At 63.3% G+C, this 20,492-nt stretch carries 16 protein-coding genes; 7 read left to right on the top strand and 9 right to left on the bottom strand.

From position 1 onward, the window contains the following. Positions 1–26: 26 nt before the first annotated feature. From FS507_RS09465 to FS507_RS09435, 7 genes are read right to left on the bottom strand one after another with little or no spacing between them, the layout of a single operon-like run. Positions 27–1,673 (bottom strand): amidohydrolase, encoded by a 1,647-nt coding sequence (locus FS507_RS09465; protein ID WP_145942530.1) that lies wholly within the window; start codon positions 1,671–1,673, stop codon positions 27–29. A 9-nt stretch (positions 1,674–1,682) separates the two neighbouring features. Then, complete coding sequence (locus FS507_RS09460) at positions 1,683–3,155, bottom strand: purine-cytosine permease family protein (RefSeq protein WP_145942529.1); 1,473 nt, start codon at positions 3,153–3,155, stop codon at positions 1,683–1,685. A 34-nt stretch (positions 3,156–3,189) separates the two neighbouring features. Continuing rightward, positions 3,190–4,986, bottom strand: coding sequence for an amidase (locus tag FS507_RS09455; protein ID WP_145942528.1), 1,797 nt, complete (start codon positions 4,984–4,986; stop codon positions 3,190–3,192). Next, entirely contained in the window at positions 4,979–6,007 is a 1,029-nt protein-coding gene (locus tag FS507_RS09450; RefSeq protein ID WP_145942591.1) for an agmatine deiminase family protein, read from the bottom strand. Before FS507_RS09450 ends, FS507_RS09455 begins: the two co-directional genes overlap by 8 nt. 20 nt (positions 6,008–6,027) lie before the next feature. Beyond that, the gene (locus FS507_RS09445) at positions 6,028–7,614 is read right to left on the bottom strand and encodes an APC family permease (RefSeq protein WP_186314627.1); all 1,587 of its coding nucleotides are present in this window, start codon (positions 7,612–7,614) and stop codon (positions 6,028–6,030) included. Positions 7,615–7,618: 4 nt separating this feature from the next. Then, entirely contained in the window at positions 7,619–8,548 is a 930-nt protein-coding gene (locus FS507_RS09440; RefSeq protein WP_145942526.1) for a universal stress protein, read from the bottom strand. Between the two features lie 3 nt (positions 8,549–8,551). After that, a complete protein-coding gene (locus FS507_RS09435) occupies positions 8,552–10,036 on the bottom strand; it encodes a flavin monoamine oxidase family protein (protein ID WP_145942525.1) in 1,485 nt (494 codons plus the stop codon). A 247-nt stretch (positions 10,037–10,283) separates the two neighbouring features. On the opposite strand from FS507_RS09435, the gene FS507_RS09430 reads away from it, so the two are divergent. Next, positions 10,284–10,997: a TetR/AcrR family transcriptional regulator gene (locus tag FS507_RS09430; RefSeq protein ID WP_222121406.1), complete on the top strand. Its 714-nt coding sequence runs from the start codon at positions 10,284–10,286 to the stop codon at positions 10,995–10,997. 25 nt (positions 10,998–11,022) lie between these two features. Here FS507_RS09430 and FS507_RS09425 read toward each other — a convergent pair whose 3' ends face one another. Together FS507_RS09425 and FS507_RS09420 are read right to left on the bottom strand one after the other, a co-directional pair. Beyond that, the gene (locus FS507_RS09425; RefSeq protein ID WP_145942524.1) at positions 11,023–12,399 is read right to left on the bottom strand and encodes an aspartate aminotransferase family protein; all 1,377 of its coding nucleotides are present in this window, start codon (positions 12,397–12,399) and stop codon (positions 11,023–11,025) included. Next, the gene (locus FS507_RS09420; RefSeq protein ID WP_145942523.1) at positions 12,396–12,875 is read right to left on the bottom strand and encodes an Lrp/AsnC family transcriptional regulator; all 480 of its coding nucleotides are present in this window, start codon (positions 12,873–12,875) and stop codon (positions 12,396–12,398) included. The genes FS507_RS09425 and FS507_RS09420 overlap by 4 nt, the downstream gene beginning before the upstream one ends. Positions 12,876–13,057: 182 nt before the next feature. On the opposite strand from FS507_RS09420, the gene FS507_RS09415 reads away from it, so the two are divergent. The 6 genes from FS507_RS09415 (at position 13,058) to FS507_RS09390 (ending at position 20,350) form a co-directional block, all read left to right on the top strand. Further along, positions 13,058–14,767, top strand: coding sequence for an amidohydrolase (locus FS507_RS09415; RefSeq protein ID WP_260853270.1), 1,710 nt, complete (start codon positions 13,058–13,060; stop codon positions 14,765–14,767). Between the two features lie 74 nt (positions 14,768–14,841). Further along, positions 14,842–15,936 (top strand): ABC transporter ATP-binding protein, encoded by a 1,095-nt coding sequence (locus FS507_RS09410; RefSeq protein WP_440130345.1) that lies wholly within the window; start codon positions 14,842–14,844, stop codon positions 15,934–15,936. Between the two features lies 1 nt (position 15,937). After that, entirely contained in the window at positions 15,938–17,092 is a 1,155-nt protein-coding gene (locus FS507_RS09405) for a polyamine ABC transporter substrate-binding protein (RefSeq protein ID WP_145942520.1), read from the top strand. Between the two features lie 22 nt (positions 17,093–17,114). Beyond that, entirely contained in the window at positions 17,115–18,044 is a 930-nt protein-coding gene (locus FS507_RS09400; RefSeq protein WP_145942519.1) for an ABC transporter permease, read from the top strand. Between the two features lie 3 nt (positions 18,045–18,047). Next, positions 18,048–18,908, top strand: a complete 861-nt coding sequence (locus FS507_RS09395; RefSeq protein ID WP_145942518.1) for an ABC transporter permease — start codon at positions 18,048–18,050, stop codon at positions 18,906–18,908. A gap of 32 nt (positions 18,909–18,940) precedes the next feature. Further along, positions 18,941–20,350, top strand: coding sequence for an NAD(P)/FAD-dependent oxidoreductase (locus FS507_RS09390; protein WP_145942517.1), 1,410 nt, complete (start codon positions 18,941–18,943; stop codon positions 20,348–20,350). The last annotated feature ends 142 nt before the right edge of the window (positions 20,351–20,492 follow it).

The following is a 20,492-nucleotide window of genomic DNA, read 5'->3' as shown; positions in this document are numbered from 1 at the left end:
CCTTGGTCGGTTCGTGTCGGTTCGTGTCAGTTCTGGTCGGTGGTGGAGGTGTGCGTACGCTCACCGAGGACATATGTGGCGACGACCTCGGCCTCGAGAATCTCCCGGGGGTCGACCTCGAGGGGGTTGACGTCCAGCTCGATGAAGTTTGCCTGGAACCCTGGTCGGATCTGACCGGTGCTGTCCATATGTCCAGCGTAGGCACCTCCGGCGGTGAGTGCAGTAAGCGCCTCAGCGGGGGTGAATGCGCGTTCCGGATGGTATGGCGGCAGGGAAGGGGACAGGGAGGAACCACCGGTTAGAGCGACGTACAGATTAGGCAGTGCCTCGTGGGGCGCTGTCGGGGCGTCAGTCCCCAGGGTCATCGGCACTCCGGATTCCCGGAACTTGTGCCATGGGAAGCCGCGCTCCTGGCGTTCGTCACCGAGGACGGCCTTCCAGTTCTCCATGATCGCGGGATCGCTGTGCACCGGCTGCATGGAGGCGACGGCACCGAGTTCCGCCATACGGCGGATCGTGTCATCTGTGACGGTCTCGAGGTGTTCCACCCGGTGGCGGCGGGACCTGATGTCACTCCGGTTCTCTGCGGCGCAGTGCTCCAGGACCTCGATTGCTATCTCGCTGGTGCGGTCGCCGATCGCGTGCATGGCGATCTGCAGACCTGCGGCATCCGCAGTGGCTGCGACGGGCTTCATTCGCTCGGCGTCCCAGATGGGCTCGGCATTGGTACCGTCGGCGTAGGGGCAGCACATCGTCGCGGTCTTCGCATCGATGACCCCGTCCATGATGAACTTCACCCCCGCAATCCGGAACCAACGGTCCTCACCACTGGTGGAGAGCTCGTCACGGAGATCCACGGTCCGCGACACCTGGGCCTCGTTCTCGTCAAGGTCCGGCTGGGCGACCATCAGCACATGCCCGGTGATGGGGAACGGTAGCCGTCCGTCCCTGGCGAGGATCGCGCGCAGGGCGGTGATCTCGGCTTCGGTCAGCGCCATGTCGGTCACGCTGGTCACCCCGGACCTGAGGTAGGCGTCGAAGGCGAGTTCCAGTGCCTGGACGTGATCCTGCGGAGTGCTGATCCGCTCGAGGAAATCACGGGCGTACTTGCGCCCGGCAGTCTCGTAGAGCAGACCGGTGGCTTCGCCTGCGGCATTCCGGGCGATTTCACCGCCTACGGGGTTGGGAGTGTCATGGTCGATGCCTGCTTCACGCAGTGCCGCCGAGTTCACCCAGGTGGAGTGCAGGTCATTGGCGTCGAGGTAGACGGGGATGTCGGGGAGAACCTCATCCAGCATTGCCGCAGTGGGGTGGGTGTCGCCGACGGCATCGAAGAGCCAACCCCCGCCGAGCACGCGCGGTGCCCCGGGATTCTGGTCGAGCCATTGCAGGAGACGGTCCTGGATCTCCCCGAGCGTCTGGCAGTCGCGGAGTTGTGCTTTTCCCAGAGCGGTGCCGAACGAGGCCAGGTGGGTGTGTGAGTCGATGATGCCTGGGGCGATGAAGCGGCCCTGAAGGTCGACTTCGGGGACGGTCTTTCCGACCTCCTCCCGGACATGCTCGACTGGGCCCACAGCACTGAATTTCCCGTCGGTGACTGCGAAGGCTCCGGTGGTGGTGCCGTCGGTGTCTGCAGTGAAAACCGTGGCGTTGGTGTAGATAGTCGTGGTCAAGGTGATCTCCTATCGGGTGGTGGTGTCGGGAAGCGGCTCAGCGACGGTTGCGGAGTCCTTGCGGACGCGATTACCTGCCATGACGACATACGAAGCGGCAGCGACGATCATGCCTGCTGGAATGGACAGGTCCATTCCCGTCAGGGCGGACAGGGGTCCGACGAAGACATCAGTGTTGATGAACAGAGCGGAGGCGACACCACCGAGGACCAGGCTGAACAGGCCGGGCCAGTTCCAGCCGTTTCGGTACCAGTAACGACTTGTCGGTGTCTCGTCGAACAGGTTCGGGTCGTTGTACCGGTTTCTCCGCAGGATGACATCCGTGACGTAGACGGCGATCAAGGGTGCTGAAGCGATGATCACGAGCTGAAGAAGCAGGGAGACGGAGGTGGTGAAGTCGTAGATGGCGACCGACACGATGGTCAAGACGGTGCCGATGACGGCGATGATCAGAGTGGAAGGGATCCTGCGGATGGGGATCCCCAGAGCCTGGAGCGACAGGCTGGCGCTGTAAGTCGTCATCCCGTTCAACCCGATAGCAGCGACAATGACAGCGATCGTGAAAATCGGGAAGAACCAGGAAGGAAGCCCGCTGTCGAAGGCTCCCATCGGGTCCCCGACCATGTCGAAACCCGCGCCGGTCGCAATCAGGGCACCAATCATCGTGAAGAGGATGCCGGGCAACGCCCCACCGAAGGCTGTGGCTCCGGCGGTCTTCCATACGGGAGTCGACCGGGGCAGGTAACGCGCCATGTCGGGACTGTTGATGAATGACAGCGGAGTGGATCCCAGGATGGTGACCCCGATGGTCATCGTGGCGACCAGTGATGTTCCACTGAGTTTCTCGGTGGGCTCGTAGCTGAAGTCGAAATGCGGGAACATGAATATTGTCGCCACGAGAAAGACAACTACCAGGCCGTTGGCTACGTAGGGGTAGAGCCTGGTGATCAGTCCGTGTCCGTAGATTGCGACGAGCACGGTTATCAGTGCGATGACGATGACGACGATGATGCCGACCAGTTGGGTCGAAGGAACTCCGACCCGACTCAGAAGTCCGAGTCCGTTGACCGAGGCCGATGACCATGTCAGCGACAGGTATACCGCAGCGAGAAGCCAGCCGTAAAGGCCGACGATGACCTTGTTTCCACGTAGACCGTAGAACGCGCGGCTGACTACTGAGCCGGATGTACCGGACGCCGGACCACTGATGGCGATGATGCCGACAAACACCCAGCACAGGGAAACAATGAGCGAGACCGCTAAAGTCTGCACCAGGCTGAGTCCGAGCCCGGCGACCATCAGCGCTCCCATGGTGATGGTGAGGAAGCTGATGTTGGGGGTGGCCCACACCCAGAAGAGTGAGCTCGGCTTGCCGCCTCGTTCTTCATCGGAAATGTACTCGATGCCACGGGATTCGGGCCCGGACAGCGAACCCGTCTCGTCTACCCCGGTATCCGTAGGTCCGGTCTCATGTGGATCCATGGGAGTAGTGGTGGGTTTCGTGGTGCTCATGGTGTCACCTCTCTGAGGGTGTGGTGGGGGTGGTGCGTTCTGGTGGTGTTCGACGGGTCCGGGCCGGTGCTGTCGCCTCGATCTCGGCGCCGAACCGGAGCAGTCGGTTGTCGTCCCAGGCCCGCCCGGCGATGGTGAGTCCGACGGGCATCCCTTTGTCCGCGGTGATTCCCATCGGTACCGTGACCGTGGGGATGCCGAGGTGGCGGGGGACGAGATTTCCGGTGGCGACCCAGACCCCGTTACGCCAGGCGGCGTCTGCGGAGGACGGGGCGGTGTCGGCGTCAGCCGGACCGATATCCGCCATCGCGGGGAAGACCACCGCGTCGAGTCCCAGGTCGTCCATCCAGTTCTCGAGATCAACGCGCCTGGTCTCCTCGAGCCCACGGACACCGTCGGGAAGTAGCCCGAAGCTGGAGTTGTCCGTGAGATCGGAGGGGCCGGTATAGCCGAGCCGCGCGATGAGCGACGGGTAGGTGGCGATATCGTCGTCGAATCCGTCGTAGCGATCGGGGAGGGCCCCCTCAGGGTGGGGGAAGATCCGTGTTCCGTCGACGTCAGTGAGGGAATGGAACGAGGGTGCTCCGTTGGCCTGCAGGAAATCCTCCCAGGACCAGGCCGCGAGCGCGCCGACCTCAAGGTCGAGGTAGTCCGCGCTGACCAGCCCGCGGGTGGAGATGGTGGGTGCTCCGGGCCGGTCGCCCTCGTAGTTCGTGACGGCAGGGAAATCGACCTCGATGACAGTGGCACCGGCAGCCTCGAGATCGGCACGTAGGGTTTCCCACAAGGCGATGACAGCGGGAGATGTGGTGATCCGCTGCCCCATCGGGCCTCCGACACCGACGTCGCCGGTGCGGTCACCGCCGGTTCCCGCTGCCTCGTCTGCGTTGACGTACATCGCCGGGATCCCGAAACGGACCCCGGTCAGTCCGGGGGAGCCGTCAGCGACATCCCGGTAGGACGTGGGCCGGATCTTGGAGGACGCCGGAATGTCGACCCACGGCTGCATGCGCCAGAAGTCGCCGCGGGTGGTGTGGTCGTCGGCGACGATGACGTCCAGCACCTCAGCCATGTCGGCCATGGAACGGGTGTGGGGTACGACGACGTCCATGGTCGGTACCAGCGGCCAGTTGCCACGGGTGGAGATCACCCCACGGGACGGCGTGTAGGCGCACAGCGCATTGCAGGACGCCGGGGCCCGTCCTGACGACCATGTCTCTTCGCCCAGGCCGAAGGCGGCGAACTCCGCCGTGGTCGCGCTGCCGGATCCGTTCGACGACCCGGAGGCGAACGCGCTGGTCAGGTAGTCAGGATTGTAGGGACTTTCCGCGCGCCCGTGGAGGCCGCGTTGCATACCGCCGTTCGCCATCGGAGGCATCGTGGTCAGCCCCAGCAGGACCGCGCCACCGTCGCGTAGGCGCTCAATGGTGAACGCGTCTTTCTGAGCGACGAGATCGGCGAAAGCAGGCGACCCTGCCGAGGCAGTCAGCCCACGGGCGAGATACGACTCTTTCGCGGTGTAGGGAATGCCGTCCAAGGGGCCGAGGGGGGTGCCGGCGCGGCGACGGTCATCGGAGGCGTATGCCTCGTCCAAGGCGGCCGGATTGTCGACGATGACCGCGTTGAGCGGGACGCCACCGTCGCTGGCGAGGCCGTCCCCACGTGTGGGATCAGGACGGTCGAACCGTCGGATCCGGGCCTGGTAGGCTTCCACCAGTTCGACGGCGGTCGTTGTCCCGTTCTCGAGGTCGGCGCGGAGGTCGGCGATGGATTTCCCGGTCACATCGTAGGTGTTATCCATGACGCACCTCTGGCTGCTGCTGGGTGATGCAGTGGATGCCGCCGCCGAAAGCGAAGATGTCGCGGGCGTCGACGAGTTCCACGGTGCGACCGGGGTAGGCCTCGGCGAGAATGCCCCGTGCGCGTTCGTCGGCCTGCTCATCACCGAAGGCGCACAGGATGACAGCGTTGTTGCAGACCAGGTGGTTGATGTAGGAGTAGTCGACCCACCCCTCCTCGTCCCGGAGGACATCGGGGGCCGGGAGGTCGACGACTGTCAGGGGTTTCCCGTCAGCGTCGACGGCGGAGTCCAGTACCTTGCGGAGTTCCCGGGTGACCTCATGGTCCGGGTGGTCGGGGTTGTCCTGCCGGTGCAGCAGCACATGACCGACCTCGGTGAACGAGGCGACGATGTCCACGTGCCCTCTCGTCCCGAACCCGTCGTAGTCCCGAGTGAGCCCGCGGGGCAGCCATATGGCGTGCCGGGTTCCCAGGCGGGTGTGGATCTCTTCTTCTACCTGTTCCTTCGTCCATCCGGCGTTCCGGTCCGGGTCCAGCTGGACGGTATCGGTCAGCAGCACCGTGCCACGGCCGTCGACATGCAGTCCGCCGCCTTCTCCGACCAACGGTGAGTCGTCGGCGGGGACGCCGGCGGCGTCGGCGACGGTGGTGGCCAACCGGGCGTCATTTTCCCAGGCGGCCCAGGACTGTGCGCCCCACCCGTTGAAGATCCAGTTCACGGCGCGTAGGGAACCGTCGGTGCCATGGACGAAGGTGGGGCCGGAATCTCGGATCCAGGCGTCATCGAGCGGAGTGGTGACCAGTGTGATGCCGGTGGTGCCGGCAAGGAGGTCTCGGGCGACCTGCTCATCGTCGGGGTCTGCGACCAGGGTGACAGGCTCATACAGTGCGACGGTGCGGGCGACCCTGGCCCACGCGTCACGGGCACGGGCGAGCGTCTCGGAACCGTCGGGGCCGAAGGTGTCGTTGGCGGTCGGGAACGACATCCAGGTTCGCTCGTGCGGGTACCATTCGGCAGGCATGGTGGTGGGGGAGGTGGAAGTCACGGAAGCGGCTCCTTTTCCGGGGTGGTGTCGGGAGTGTCGTCGAGTGTGTCGGAGTTGTCGCTGGTGGATTCGGTGACGGGTAGGGTCTCGCCACGGAAGAAGGCGGGGTGGAGGACGCGGGTCCAGACCATCAGAACCACACCGATGAGCAGGACACCGACGCCGAGGATGAAGACCATCCCGATGCCGGCGATCGAGTTTCCGGAACCGTAGTCGGGGTCGAGGGAGTCGACCGCGGTCTGCACGAACATCACCAGGAGGACGACACCGCCGATCAGCGGGAAGAGGAAGCGGAAGATCGTGGTGCGGGCCGACACAAACAGTTCCTTGCGGAAGTACCAGACGCAGGCCAGAGCGGTGATGCCGTAGTAGAAGCAGATCATCAGCCCCAGTGCCGTGATGGTGTCCCAGAGGGCGTTCTCACTGATCAGCCGGGTGATGGTGTAGAAACCACCGGCGGCGACCGCGGAGGTGACGGTGGCGACGGAGGGGGTGCGGAACCGTGGACTGATCTTCGAGAAGACCGGAGGCAGTGCCTGGTAGTAGCCCATGGCCAGGAGTGTGCGGGACGGGGAGATCATCGTCGAGTTCAGTGAGGAGAACGACGAGGTCAGTACGGTGATCGACATGAGGATCGCGAACGGTCCCATGATGGGGGAGGCCAGGGCGGCGAACAGGGACTCCTGGTTGGCCGGGTTACCTGCACCCAGGCCTTCGGAGCCGGTACCTGCCCAGGCCACCACGCCGACAGCACAGAGTGTGTAGATCGCGATGATGATGACCACGGTGATGGTGGACGCCCGGCTGGCGGTCGTCTTCGGGTCCTTGGTCTCCTCATTCATGGTCAACGTGGTGTCCCAGCCCCAGAACATGAAGATGGAGAGCGAGATACCGGCAGCGATCACGGAGAAGCTCTCGATGCCGGCCGGGTTGAACCACTCGAGGCTGATCGGTGTGGGGTCGAAGGAACTGCCGTTGTTCGCCTGCACGATCGCGGAGACGGCGAAGGCGGTGAGCACCACGAGCTGGATCGCCACGAGGATGTACTGGACCATCTTCGTCGACCCCAGCCCCCGGTAGGAGACCCAGGCGGCGATCGCGATGAAGACCAGCGTGGTCGGGATGTTGACCCAGAGGTTCCGGGTGAGGTCGGCGATGTCCTGGTTGTCGAATATCTGGCCGAGCAGGATGTAGAGGAAGTCCACGGCGACGGCGGCCAAGTTCGACAGGACGATGACGGTCGCTGCGATCAGGCCCCATCCACCCATCCATCCGACCCACGGTGAGAAAGCTTTGGTGGCCCAGGTGAAGGACGTACCGGAGTCCGGGAAGCGGGAGTTCAGCTCGCGGTAGCCGAAAGCCACCAGGAGCATCGGGAGGAAACCGAGGATCAGGATCGCGGGGACATGGGCGCCGACTTCGGCGATCGTCGGGCCCAGACCTGAGGTCAGGGTGTAGGCGGGGGCGATGCAGCCCACGCCGATGACGACGGTGCCCAGGACGCCGATCTGGCCTTTGGCGAGGCCCTTGTCTCTGGGGACGGTACTGGCCGTCGTTCCGGTGCCGGTGGTGTGTGAGGTCATGGTGTCAGCCCTCCGGTTCGGGGTCGGTGGCGTGGTCCGGTTCATGGAAGGAGTAGCCGGACGGGATGACGATCACCGGCACCGGTGCGACCCGCAGCATCTTCGTGGCGGTGGAACCCAGGAACATGCGGCCGTGACTGGCCAGACGGGACGAGGCGACGAGGACGATCTCGTCGTCGTGCCAGTTGAGTTCGGCCATCGCGGCGGGGACGTCTCGTCCGGTGGCGATGTGTGTTGTCGCCCGGCCGGCTTCGACGAGCTCGGTGGCGTCCTCGGCCAGACGCTTGGTGGCGTAGGTCTCGAGGTCCTGGAGGACATCGGTGGTCACCTCCGACTCGTCCTGCGGCACGGTTTTGTCGCTGACATCGAGAGTCACCAGGGACACCAGGCGTAGCGGAATCCCACGGTTGCGGGCCGTGATGATGGATTCGCCGATGAGGTCGGTGGCGCCGCGACGGGGGCCGAACATGGCGGTGACATGTCCGAGGGGGCCGGGGTGGTCGTATCCGGCGGGTGCCAGGGCGACCGGCACGTGGGACGCATGGAGCAGGTGGGATGCCATGGTACCCAGCCGGTGCCGTCGGAGAAGGCCACCCGGTCGTGATCCGGTGACGATGATTCCCCCGCCCAGCTGCCGGGCCGCGTCGAGGAGCCCTTCCGGGGCTGATTGGCCGGGGACAAGGTGGGTTGAGCACTGGATGTCCTCGGGAACGGTCAGCGCGGCCTCATCGAGCCAGGTCTGCAGCTGGCGGTCGCGGATCCGGCCGTAGCTCTGGTCGAAAGGCTGGGCGGCGGTGAAGATGTCATCCTCGGGGGCGACCATCACCAGGTACAGGTGGGCGTCACGTTCTCTCGCGATGGCGATACCGAGGCGCAGGGCGTCCCGTCCCGTTGACGTCGCACTGTAACCGACGACGATGCGCGCAGTGGTCATGGCTCAGAGCCCCTCGATGATGGTGTTGGCCACGGCCTCGCCCTGACGGACAGCGCCGTCGACATGCTGGTAACCCTCGGCGGCGATGTCGGAGCACGCGTAGTGGATCGGGCCGGTCGGCTGATTCTGCAGATGGCCCCACCGGTGGAGCCCGCCCAGGTCGTAGCTGGTGGCGTAGGCGCCCCGGGTCCACTCCTCGGCGGCCATGTCAGACAGGTAGAAGGCGATGGGATTCATGGTCTCCTGGCCGAGGTAGTCAGCCATCGCGGAGAGGATGGCCTCCTTACGCTCGGCCTCGGGCAGTGCCCACATCTTCTCCGCGTAGACGTCGGAGATGAAACCGACCAGGGTGCCGTTGGCGTCCTCGACAGGCTGTCCGTTCTGCCATTGGACGTTGGTGTTGTCGTAGACCTCCTGGACCAGGCGTCCGCCACCGAAGGACGTGCCGGAGAGGCCCTTGTCGCGCCAGAAGGGGGTTTCGTAGACCGCGTGGATCTTGATCACCAGGCCCATGGAAATGTGCTGGTGCGCGATGTGCTGCTCCCGGGGCATCGGGGGGACGAACTGGATGCGGTTGTAGAGGTTCGGGGGGACAGCCAGCACTACGTTCCTGGCATGCACGGTGACGCTGTCGGACACGGCAGTGACAGCTCCGGGGGCACCGTTGTCCGGGACGCCGTTACGGACGTCCGCGGGGATCCCGTTCGCCTCGTCGGCGGTCGTCGGGTCGACGTCGGCCCAGGTGAGTTCCCGCACCGGAGAAGAGAGGATGATGTCACCGCCAAGTTCACGGATCTTGTCGGCGAGGGTGAGCGAGACGGACTGCATGCCGCCGACCACGCGCTTGTCGAGGATGAAATCCTCATCCACCAGATTGGAGAAGGATCCGGCGGAGGCGGCCATCAGAACGGCCTGCAGCGTGGAGAACGCGTAGGACGGTTTGGTCAGCATGCCGGAGGCGACGTAGATCGACACATTGTCGATGGCCTCCTGGTCGTCGCTGTGCTGGGAGAGCCAGTCGCGGAAGGGGACGGTGTCGAGTTCGGCGGCCCGTTCTGCGGCCCAGGGGGTTTCGGCCCCGACCTCGTCGGCGAGATCATCCATCAGGGCGATGAGTTTGTTCATCTCGGCTTCGGTCTCGGCCGAGCAGGGGAGGCGGTCACCTTCGTAGGTGTGACGGGAGCCGTCCGGTGAGACGTAGACGGACTTGCCCTCGCGGTAACGCTGGTAGGTCTCGAGGCCGAGTTCGTCGACCATCTCGATCAGCCGTGTCTGGTCGGGGGAGATCCACTGTCCGCCGATCTCGATGAAGTGCGGATTGCCGTTGCCGTCGACGGCGGTCCCGTTCCAGGTGCGTCCGCCGACGCGGTCGCGGGCCTCGAGGACGGTGACGGACTTGCCGGCCTTGGCCAGGGTGTAGGCGGCGGTGAGGCCGGCTGGACCTGCGCCGATGACGACAACGTCACGGTCGTGAGTGGTGGTGGTCATGTTTGTGTCCTCCTTGTTAAATGAACCACATTCGTTTACGGTGACCGTACATCCATGGCGGCGGGAACGCCAGGTTTCGGCCGAGAAAATATCGCGGTGTGACGGAGCGGGGGACGCTTGTGATTCACTGGAGACATGCACGACCTGCACTGATGTGATTGGTGCCACTCATGTAAATTATTTGTGACATTCGCGTCCAGTTGTCTCGGAGGCAGCGGATACGGCGGTTGGAGAGGCCGGGATAGTTGTGACGGAGAGTCGAACGGACCACAGGACGGGACGGCGTGCAGGACGGCCGACGGCTCCGGTGCTCGACCGTGAGCGGATCGCCGACGCCGCACTGATCCTTGTCACCGAGGAGGGGCAGGGGCGTCTCACGATGAAACGCCTGGCGGATCGTCTGGGGGTGTCGGTCTCCGCCCTCTACAATCACATCGCCAACAAAGCGGACCTGTTGCTGCTGGTGGAGGACGCGGTGATGTCCCGGGTGGATGCGTCCGCACTCGGGAAGCTCGTCGATGCGCAGAGCCCTGCCGGGGCGTTGCCGGTCGCGCTGTGGTCCTGGGGGCGGTCGTACCGGGACGTCTTTGCGGCGTACCCGGAGCTCGTACCTCTTATCGCCACGATGCCGGTCTCCGGTGCCCCTGCGACCCGGCGGATGTACGAGACGGTGTCGGCCGGGCTGGTCGCGGCGGGTGTCCCGCGTGCACAGGTCGTGACCGTGATCGTCTCCTTCGAGTCGTTCCTGTACGGCTCGGCGATGGATGCCAACGCTCCGACGGAGATCTTCTCCTCAGCGCCGGAGGAGTCGGATGCGCCGACGTTCCAGGCAGCGGTGGAGGCGTTCACTGCGCGGGTCACGGACGCCCCGTCCGGCGCAGCGAACCCCTACGCCGACGATCCCTTCGAATGGGGGCTGCAGGCACTGGTGGACCGGGTGGCGGCGTTGGTGGGGCTGTGACGCCAGCTCCGGGAATACTACTTCGTCACATCAGTTCGGATGCTCGTGTGAGGACCGACCGAAGAATTGACTCAATCTCGTCGAACTCGAGCTGGCCGATGGTCAGGGGAGGGGAGAGTTGGATGACAGGGTCGCCCCGGTCATCTGCTCGGCAGTACAGGCCCTCCTCCCAGAGTTTACCGGTGACGAAGCCCTTGAGGATGCGCTCGCTCTCCTCATCGCTGAAGGTCTCCTTGGTGGCCTTGTCCTTGACCAGCTCGATGCCGTAGAAGTAACCTTCGCCGCGCACATCGCCGACGATCGGAAGATCGAGCAGCTTCTCCAGGGTGCGACGGAACGCCGGGGCGTTCTCATGGACACGGTCGTTGAGCCCTTCACGTTCGAAGATGTCAAGATTGGTCATCGCCACGGCGCAGGCGACGGGGTGGCCGCCGAATGTGTAGCCGTGGGAGAAAATTTCGCCGCCGTGTCCGAAGGGTTCGAAGAGACGGTCAGAGGCAATCATCGCTCCCAGTGGCGCATATCCACTGGTCAGTCCTTTGGCACAGGTGATGATATCGGGGATGTAGCCGAAGTCGTTGCAGGCGAACATGTCGCCGATCCGACCGAATGCACAGATTGTTTCATCAGAAACCAGCAGGACGTCGTACTGATCGCAGATCTCGCGGACACGTTTGAAGTAGCCTGGTGGCGGAGGGAAGCAGCCGCCTGAGTTCTGCACCGGTTCGAGGAATACCGCTGCCACAGAGTCAGGGCCTTCGAACTCGATCGCCTCTGCGATCCGGTCGGCGGCCCAGAGCCCGAACGCTTTCTCGTCGCCGTCGAACCGTTCGTCGGCACGGTAGAAGTTCGTGTTCGGAACCTTCAGTCCACCGGGGACCAGGGGTTCAAACTGATTGCGTAGACCCGGCAGGCTGGTCACAGTCAGTGCACCGTGTGGTGTGCCGTGATAGGCGACTGCGCGGGAGATGACCTTGTGCTTTCCGGGTTTTCCCATCAGCCGGAAGTAGTTCTTCGCCAGCTTGAACGCGGACTCCACGGAGTCGCCACCGCCGGACGTGAAAAACACTCGATTAAGGTCTCCGGGGGCGTAGCCGGCGAGACGTTCGGAGAGCTCGACGGCTGGTTCGTGGGCATAGGACCACAGCGGCATGAAGCCGAGCTTCTTCGTCTGTTCGTAGGCTGTCTGCGCGATCTCTTCGCGACCGTGTCCAGCCTGGACGACGAAGAGCCCGGCTAGGCCGTCGAAGATCCTACGCCCGGTGTCGTCGTAGATGTGGTGGCCTTCGCCGCGGGTGATCACCGGTGTAGTGCCGCCCCGGTAGAGGTGGCTGTGATCTGCCATGTGCATCCACAAGTGGTCGCGCAGAGCGTTCTGTGTGCGTGTGGTCTGATCTGTCATCGTGTACCCCAGTTGTACTTCTGGTTCCTCAGGTCGAGGTAGGTCATGGTTTCGGTCTCTCGCACGCCAGGAATGGCGCGGATGGTGTTCAGGACATCAAGGAGTTCGGAATCATCGGAGCAGACGACTTCAGCGAGGATGTCGTACACACCCGCGGTGACGACGACGTAGTCGGCGGTGGGCAGTTCGGCGATCACATCAGCCACCGGAGTGATTGCGCCGGTAACCCTGACGCCGATCATCGCTTGGCGAGCGAAGCCGAGCTGACGAGGATCGGTGACCGCGACAATCTGCATCGCACCGGAATCAATGAGTTTTGCGACGCGCTGGCGCACGGCTGCTTCGGACAGGCCGACGGCCTTTCCGATCTCCGAGTAGGTCCGTCGTCCGTCGTGCTGGAGCTCCTCGATGATCCGTTTCGACTTACTGTCGAGGTTGAGGTTCTCGCTGGCGATCCGTGGAGGTCCGTCGTTCATCTGTCATCTCCTTGACTAGGTCCCGACTGACGCCAGCGTACCGGATTCGTTGTTGTGCTGGTGTTTCTATGCGATTTCGGTTGTTAAAGGTTGATCAACAACCGAGAACCTGTGTTTTTCACCACTACTATGTAGTACGCTCGTCAAAACCACCGACGCCACGATCGTATTCGGGAGTGTATGTGTACCTCGCTGGAACCGACTCATTCACCATTGTCAATGCGGTGATCTTCGACGGCCATGATGTTCTCGACGCTGACACCGTTGTCGTGCAGGACGGAGTGCTCACCGACCTCAGGGTCGGTGTGAACTCCGACCTGCTCGAGGGATCGGAGATCATCGATGCCCACGGAGGGCTTGTCACCCCCGGTTTCGTAGACGCTCACGTCCATCCGGTCTTCGCAGGTATCGAGACACTGTCGCTGGACCTCAGTGACTGTGACACCGTGGACGGCGCCCTCGCCCGTATCCGCCGCGCGCTCATCACCGAGCCAGGATCTGTCGACTGGCTCACGGGCGGGGGCTGGTCGATGAGCGACTTCCCAGGTGGCGCACCGCACGCCAGCCTGCTCGACGAACTCTGCGCTGAAACCGGTACGAACCGACCGATTCAGTTGATCAGCGCTGACCACCACTCCAGTTGGGTCAATTCTGCTGCACTCACCCGTGCCGGTATCGATGCCTCCACCCTCGATCCGTCCGGTGGGGTGATCGACCGTGATGCTGACGGTGAGCCCACCGGCACGCTGCATGAGTCTGCCGTGGATCTTGTCGGAGCCCTGATACCGAAGGAAACTCCGGAGGAACTTCGCGCCGGTATCCTCGAAGGACAGCGCCGACTGCACGAGGTCGGTGTGACCGGCTACATCGATGCCATCGTCGGCGATTACCTCGGTCACGGCGACACCTACCAGGCGTATATCGATGCCGTGGAGGACGGGGTGCTGACCTGTGAAGTTACCGCTTCCCTGTGGTGGCGGCGCGATATCGACGTGCCTGCGGACGAAGCTGCCCGGCTGAAAACGATGGCTGTCGACGGCCCGCAGTTCCGCACCACGAACGTGAAGTTCATGCTCGACGGCATCGTCGAATCCCTCACCGCTGCAGTTACCGAGCCTTATCTTGAACCCTCCACAGCACAGGGAAACTGCCCTTGTGAACGGATGACAGGCGGTGGGAACCACGGCACGCACTACTTCACCCCGGAGCACCTCGCCGCGTCGTTCCGTGAACTGCGTGGTGCCGGATTCGACATCCACTGCCACGCCATCGGCGATGCTGCCGTGCACGGCGCGCTTGACGCTTTCGAAGCCTCGCAGGGCATAACGCTCGCTGCTGAGGACGACGAGCGCCACCACATCGCCCATCTGCAGGTTGTCGACCCCGCCGACGTGCCCCGCATGGCGGCTCTCGGGGTCACCGCCAACCTCCAGGCCCTGTGGGCTCACTACGACGAGCAGCTCATTGACCTCAATCTTCCCGTGCTCGGCGAGAAACGCTCCGGCTGGATGTATCCCTTCGCCGACTTCGCTGCCGCAGGTACTCAGCTAGCCATGGGCTCTGACTGGCCGGTGAGTACTCCTGATCCCTGGCAAGCGATCCATGTCGCAGTCAACCGCACCCACCCCACCGGAGCACGCCACGAACCCCTGCTACCTGACCAGGCGCTTGACGTGATGACGTGCCTCCGGGCCTACACCACTGGCTCCGCCCGGCTGGCGCGTACACGTACAGCGGGACGGCTCATCCTTGGGGCCCCTGCGGACCTGGCGCTCGCGTCGGCCGCCCCGGTCGGCCCCGGAGCGGTCTCCGCCGAGCGCATTTCCGAGATCAGCAACACCCTCACCGTGGCCGCAGGCCGCATTGTCTACGTTCGAGAGGACCCGCAGTGACTACACCAACCACCCCCGCCGACCGCGTCGCGTCACCTCTAGCAGCAGACTCAGCTGAGTCTGCCGGTGGCCGCATCACCCTGCGTGGGCTGAAGAAGTCCTACGGCGAGCACGCGGCAATCAAACAACTCGACCTCGACGTCCGCGATGGCGAGTTCCTCGCCCTCCTCGGCCCGTCCGGTTGTGGCAAGACCACGCTACTGCGCATGATCGCCGGATTCGAGGAACCCTCGGGTGGCGAGATCCTGCTCGACGGCGAGGACCTGACCAGCCTTCCGGCGCATAAGCGCCCAGTCAACACCGTCTTCCAGTCTTATGCACTCTTCCCCCACATGAGTGTCGCCGAGAATGTCGCCTACGGGCTCAAGCGCGCCAAAGTGCCGAAGAAGGACATCGGTCCGCGCGTCCGTGAAGCGTTGGAGATGGTGCGCATGGACGGTTTCGCTGAGCGTCGTCCTGACATGCTCTCCGGCGGTCAGCAACAGCGTGTCGCTCTGGCCCGAGCCCTGGTCAACCGTCCGCGGGTCCTGTTGCTCGACGAGCCGATGAGCGCGCTGGACCGTAAACTGCGCGAAGAGATGCAGTTGGAGCTGATCCGCCTGCATACCGAGCTCGGCCTGACCTTTATCTTTGTCACCCATGATCAGGAAGAGGCGTTGGCGATGAGCGACCGCATCGTTGTTCTCTACAACGGTGTCGTCCAACAGCTCGGCGAATCAGAGGAGATCTACGGCAGCCCCGCCAATGCCTTTGTCGCCGGCTTCATCGGTCGACAGAATTTCTACGACGTCCGCATCGACGCCATTGATGATCTCATCCGAATGTCGAATAACCGTATCCACATTGAAGCCCCTGTGGGGCAGGCCAAGGACTTTTCCGTCGGCGACGAGGTCCAGGTAGCTATCCGACCTGAGGCCATCAGCATCACACCTACACCTCCCGGAACGGTGCCAGCTGCCGGTCCTGACCCCAACAGTGGAGCGGTGACGGTCCTCGGGGAATCCTTCCTCGGCGATGTCGTTCAGTACCTCGTCCAGGCGTCAGACGGGCACGAAATGCTCGTCCGTGTCTCCAGCGTCGATGCCCCAGATGTCCACGAAGGGGACATCGCCAGAATCACCTGGCCCGTCTCCTCCGTGCAGGTCTTCGCTGTGGGATCGGAGGAGTGACATGGATTCCGATGTCCGCATCCTTGGCGGCCCGGCAACCGTCGCGAAACTCACGCGCCGTAGCGTCCTGATAGGCATGGCGGTCTCCGGTGCCGCCCTGCTCACCGGCTGCGGGCAGGGGTCCGGGAAAGTCGCGTCCAACGTCGCTCCAGATGGTTCACTGGAGGACCGGCTCAACATCTACTCCTGGGGCGACTACGATGACCCGGCGTTGTTTCAGCAGTTCAAAGACGAGTTCGGCACTGTCATTCAGGCGGATGCGTTCGGCTCCAATGAGGAGATGATCGCGAAGATTGCAGCGTCCCGGGGGACCTCCGGCTACGACATCGTGGTGCCGACGGGTCTGATGATCCCCCAGATGGTTGACCATCAGCTCATACAGCCTCTCGACCATTCACTGATCCCCAATATCTCCACCATGGACGCGAACTTCATGGACCTCAGCTACGACAGGGGAAACAGGTACTCAGTGACGAAGGCATGGGGCACCACCGGGTTCGTCTATGACAGAACCGTGCACACCGGCACGTACCGCAGCTGGAGCGACTTCCTCGCCCTTGCCACCGGGGAAGCGTCTGGAAGGACCTCGCTGCTCGAGGATGCCTGGGAGGTTTCCTCTGTCGCTCTCGGACACCTCGGTATCGATATGAACACCGAAGATGCGGCCGATCTTGCCAGAGCCCGCGACATCGTTGTCGATGAGCTCGCCCCACATGTACGCGCTTACGTCGGCAACGCAGCTACCGCCATGAGTCAGGGGGCGTTCAGCCTCATGCAGGCGTTCAACGGTGATGCCCGTCAGGGCATACTCGATGCCTCGGATCCTGACCGGTGGGGGTTCGTGTTCCCTACACCTACCGCCAACCTGTGGACCGACAACTGGTGCATCGCAACCGCCGCACCTCACCCTGACGCTGCTCACCGTTTCATCGACTGGATCATCGCGCCTGAACAAGCCCCTGCCGAAACCGACTATATCGGTTATCCCACCGGGTCGAAGCTCTTCCTTGACGACGCGGTAGAAGCCGAATTTGAGCGCCCTGACCTCATCTTCCCGGGGCAGGATGTACTCGACCGGCTGACGGCCTCCGAATACCGGGGAATGCAGCAGCGCACCCGCATCATGACCGACGCTCAGGCCCGCAGTGGCGTGTAGCGATAACTGAGAGGACGAACTGATGAGAAAACTCGCTGCACGGATCATGGGCCCCGGCGCGCTGGCCTTCCCCACATGGGCTTACGCCGTGTTCTTCTTCATTATTCCGGTAGTCATGGTGCTGGCATACAGTTTCGGCTCCAAGCCGGACGAATTCACCACCGTCTCCATGGACGACCTGTCCTTCGGTCGTTTCGGCGAGGCGCTGACCGGGACCTTCCTGTCCACTTTCGGCGCCACCCTCCAGATCTCGATCCTCGGCACGCTCCTGTGTCTGTTGATTTCCGTACCTTTCGCCTACTGGCTGGCGGTGAAGGTCCCTGCGAAGTGGCGGGGACTGATGCTGGCCTTGGTGATGGTTCCTTTCTGGACGAATTTCCTGGTCCGGACCCTGGGCTGGCAGGTCATCCTGTCCCCTGAGGGTTTTCTTTCTGAGGCACTGACCAATATGAACCTGACCGGAAGCCCGCTCGATATTCTCTACACCCGCATCGCCGTGCAGATCGGTGTGGTTTACAACTACCTGCCACTGATGATCATGCCGCTGTTCGTTGCCATCGACACTGCAGGCCCTGCGCTGCGCGAGGCAGGCCACGATCTCGGTGCAGGCAGAATCATGACGTTCTTCACTGTGACCCTGCCGTTGGCCATGCCCGGAATCGTGAGCGGCTGTCTGCTTGTATTCGTACCGCTGACCGGTGACTACGTGACGTCGACCGTGCTCGGAGGAGCCAGCGGCTCCATGATCGGGCAGGTTATCGCCAACCAGTTCAATACCGCCCAGAACTGGGCTCTGGGCTCTGCGATGGCAGTAGTGCTGATCCTGGCGACCATGCTCGTCATCGTCATCGTCGGGCTGGGGATGTGGATCATCCGGCGCATCACAGACCGGGTGACGCGCATTGATCTGGGGGAGCCGTCCTGCGTTCCCGCCACACAAGAAGGAGTTTGAGCCATGGCCGTCCGACGCAATCGCCGCACGCTGACCAACACCATCTTCCACGTGTGGGGAGTTCTGGTCTTCCTGTTCCTGTTCACCCCGATCCTTGTCATAGTCGTCTACTCGTTCAATACCGGACGTATCCTGTCCAGCTGGCAGGGTTTCGGATTCAGCGCCTATATTGACGCCGTCAACAACGACGTCATCGTCAACTCGGTGATCACAAGTCTCCAGGCCGCCGTCGGTTCCGCATTGCTTGCCACCGTCCTCGGTACTGTCGGCGGTGTCGCACTGGCACGGGCGAAGAAGGGTTCGTGGTGGGCCGCAGGGCTCACCGGGTTGCTTGCGCTCACCCTGATAACCCCGGAGATTGTCGACGGCATTTCCTTCCTCCCATGGTTCGTCACCCTTGGAGTCGACTTCGGGTTCGGCCCGGCCAACAACGGCCTTGTCCGGCTGATCATCAGCCACGCCATGTTTTCACTTGCGGTAGTGACTTTCATCATCCGTGCCAGGATGGGCACCGTAGACAAGGCATTGGAGGAAGCAGGTGCAGACCTCGGAGCAAACGCCTGGCACCGGTTCCGCGACATAACCCTGCCCATCGCAGCCCCCGGCATCTTCGCCGGTGCGCTGATGGCATTCACCCTGAGCCTCGACAACACCATCCTGTCCAGTTTCGTCCAACAGCCTGGCTACACCCCCTGGCCGGTGTACATCTTCGCCTCCGTCCGCGTGGCACTGCGTCCCGAAGTGGCGGCGATGTCCACGATCATGTTGGTCCTCACCCTGTTCGCGTTGGCGATGGTGGGACTGGTGCTCAAGAAGACCGGCGAATCCGCATCCGGCATCGTCAAGACCATGGCAGGCAGCTGACCTGCAGCTGACCCGACGTCGAAAGGAACACAATGAACATCGCCGACGCACTCAGGGACGCCTCCACCACGCCGTACTGGCTGGACAACCCGGAACGTCCCGACCCGCAGCCCGCGTTGCGCGGGCACACCACCGCCGATCTCGTCATAGTCGGTGGCGGATTCACGGGCCTGTGGACGGCCCTGCAGGCCGTCGAAGACGATCCCGACCGCAGTATCGTCCTGCTCGAAGGCACCGAGATTGGTTGGGCCGCGTCCGGACGTAACGGTGGATTCTGCTCCGCCAGCCTCACTCACGGCTACGACAACGGCGCACACCACCTGCCTGACGAGAATGACCGGCTCGCTGAACTCGGGCTGCGTAACCTCGACGGAATCCAGGAGACCGTCGAGCGTCTCGGTCTCGACTGCGACTTCGAGCGCACCGGCGAGCTTTCCATCGCATTCGAACCGTGGCAGGTCAGGGAACTCGAAGCGGAGCACGACCCGGGCAATGGCTACCGCTGGCTTGACGCCGAGGAGCTCCGTGATCACATCCGTCCTGCCGGCGCGCTCGGTGGCCTACTCGATGAACGCAACAACGCCATGATCAATCCGGCGAAACTATGCTGGGAGCTACGTCGGGTTCTGCTGGAGCGAGGAGTGCGGATCCACGAGCACTCCCTGGTTCGGGACCTGAGGCAGGATACGGATGGCATGATCGTCGACACCGATCAGGGGTCTGTCACTGCGCACCGCATAGCACTCGCGACCAATGTCTTCCCGACACTGCTGAAGAAGACCACGTTCCATACCGTTCCGGTATACGACTATGCGCTGATGACTGAGCCGCTCACCGATGCACAGATGGATGCTATCGGGTGGCGTCACCGGGAAGGCCTCGACGATGTGACCAATCGTTTCCACTATTTCCGTCTCACTGCTGACAACCGCATCCTCTGGGGTGGATGGGATGCGGTGTATCACTTCGGCAAGCGCGTCCTACCGAAGTACGACCAGCGCCCCGAGACTTTTGAGACACTGGCCCGCCAGTTCTACGAGATGTTTCCGCAGCTCGACGGGGAGTCCGCGGACGGTGTCGACGGGGGAGTGATCTTCACCCACAAATGGGGCGGAGCGATCGACACCTGCTCACGGTTCTTCCCTTTCTTCACGACCGGCTACGGCGGGCGCGTGGCTTACACCGCCGGGTTCACCGGCCTTGGTGTCGGTGCATCCCGATTCGCAGGGCGGGTGATGCTCGATCTGCTCGGAGGACAGCCTACTGAGCTGACGCAGCTGGACATGGTGCGTAAGATGCCGAAGCCTTTCCCGCCGGAGCCTGCAGCGTGGCTGGGTGTTCAGATGATGACGAAGGCGTTGATTCGCGCCGATGAGAACGAAGGGAGACGCGGGCTGTTCCTCAAGGTGATGGACCGGCTGAAGATGGGATTCGACAGCTGAGGGGGGCGACCTGACATCGACGCATGCCCCGAGGAAGATTATGGAGGCGTCGAGGCCTCTACCCAGGATGCGCAGGTGATGCCACGTTAGCCTGGGACCCGCAGCGTCACAGTCCCTGTATCTCACACGGAGGGCACGCTCG

The sequence above is a fragment of the Corynebacterium glyciniphilum AJ 3170 genome, from assembly GCF_007673095.1.
In the GTDB taxonomy this organism is placed as follows: Bacteria; Actinomycetota; Actinomycetes; order Mycobacteriales; family Mycobacteriaceae; genus Corynebacterium.
Note: the sequence above shows the minus strand (reverse complement) of the source record. Positions and strands in the feature narration are given on the sequence as shown.